The organism is Bradyrhizobium sp. P5_C11_2 (assembly GCF_054049755.1).
This window is the reverse complement of record NZ_JBFULT010000898.1, coordinates 1-1,861: the sequence shown is the minus strand read 5'-3', so window position 1 is coordinate 1,861 and position 1,861 is coordinate 1. Positions and strand designations below refer to the sequence as shown.

General features: G+C 65.2%; 2 protein-coding genes. Both read left to right on the top strand.

The features are described 5' to 3' along the window. Nucleotides 1–218: 218 nt before the first annotated feature. Nucleotides 219–872 (top strand): class II aldolase/adducin family protein, encoded by a 654-nt coding sequence (locus ACXJL8_RS40045; protein ID WP_456623256.1) that lies wholly within the window; start codon nucleotides 219–221, stop codon nucleotides 870–872. 12 nt (nucleotides 873–884) lie between these two features. After that, nucleotides 885–1,861, top strand: a 977-nt coding sequence (locus ACXJL8_RS40040) for a chloride channel protein (RefSeq protein WP_456686922.1), incomplete at its 3' end; no start/stop codon positions are given.

Below are 1,861 nucleotides of genomic sequence, written 5' to 3'. Positions count from 1 at the left end.
GCCTATTCGGTGCAGTTCGTGATTAACGGCATCGCGGCCGTCCGGATGAGCCTGTCATAGGGCTGCGACAATCTGTTAATTTATTGATTTTACGGTGGATTTCGTGGTCTGCCGGGGCGCCGGCAAGGCGGAGCGCGATCCGGCCCGCTTTCTCTTGCGCTGCCATATTGCTTTGACGTACTCCCCATCTCACAAACGCCCGTCGCCAGGAAATCGGGATGTCGATGACAGCGGACGAACTCGACAAGAGACAGGCCATCATCGACGCCTGCCGCCGCATGAATGCGCTCGGCATCAACCAGGGCACCTCGGGCAATATCAGCGTTCGGCACAAGGACGGGCTCCTGATCACCCCGACCAGCGTGCCCTATGACGCCATGACACCGGATCAGATCGTGTTCATGGCGATGGACGGCTCGCATGCCACCAACCAGAAGCCGTCGAGCGAGTGGCGCTTCCACCGCGACATCCTGAAGTCGCGCGACGACGTCAGCGCGATCGTGCACGCTCATCCGACCTATTCGACGATCCTGGCGATCATGGGCATGGAGATCCCGCCGGTGCACTACATGATCGCGGCCGCCGGCGGCGACAGCATCCGGTGCGCGCCCTATGCCACCTTCGGAACAGTGGAGCTGTCCGAGCACGCGGTACGGGCGCTGGAGGGGCGTCTCGCCTGCCTGCTCGACCATCACGGCATGATCGCTGTCGGCAAGACGCTGGACAAGGCGATGTGGCTCGCCGTCGAGGTCGAGACGCTGGCGCGGCAGTATCACGGCTGCCTCCAGATCGGAAAACCGCCGCTGCTGTCGAGCGCCGAGATCGAGCGGGTCCGCCAGCGCATGGCCGGCTACGGCATGTCGGACGGGTAGGGCAGGCAGGCGGTGTTCGCGCGGATCAGGCATATCGTCGATCGCAAGGGATCGAACCGCGTCATGGTTCGCCTGCGCGCGCTGCTGCGCAGCAACGAGTTCTACCTGATTCCGCTTGCGCTCGTGATCGGCACGCTTGCCGGCGCCATCGTGACGCTGATGGCCGAGATCGCGCAGATCGCCCACGTCGTGATCTACGGCATTCCCATCGATGTCCGCCTCTCCGCCAACGCCCGCATCAGTCCCTGGGCGGCGCTGATCGCGCCCGCGCTCGGCGGGCTGGCGCTCGGCATCATGGAATGGTCGCGGCGGCGGCTGAAGATCTCGAACGCAGTCGACCCGATCGAGGCCAACGCGCTGCGCGGCGGCAATCTGTCGATGCGCGACAGCATGGTGGTGTCGAGCCAGACGCTGATCTCGAACGGCTGCGGCGCTTCGGTCGGCCTCGAGGCCGGCTATACCCAGATCGGTTCGGGCATCGCCTCGCTGCTCGGCAAGTTCTTCAATCTTCGCCGCACCGATCTCCGTCTGATCGTCGGCTGTGGTGCCGCCGCGGCGATCGCAGCAGCCTTCGGCGCGCCGATTACCGGCGCCTTCTACGCCTGCGAGCTCATCGTCGGTGTCTATTCGGTCGGCAGCGCGGCGCCGATCCTGGCGGCCTCGCTTGCCGGCGCCCTGACTGCGCAATGGCTCGGCGGCGCGCCGTACTCCATCGAAATACCCAAGGTCAGCGCCGTCGGCGTCGAGCAATATCTGGCGTTGATCGGGCTTGCGCTCGTCACCAGCGGCGTCGGCATCGCGGTGATGCGGTCGTCTTCGATGTTCGAGCGCCTGTTTGCCTGGCTGCCGGTCTGGCTGCGCCCGGTGATTGGCGGCCTCATCGTCGGCAGCTTTGCCATCGTCACGCCGCAGGTGCTGGCGGCCGGCCACGGTGCCATGGTGCTCGATCTCTTTCACGACATGACGATCGGCCTGATCGCGGTGATCAT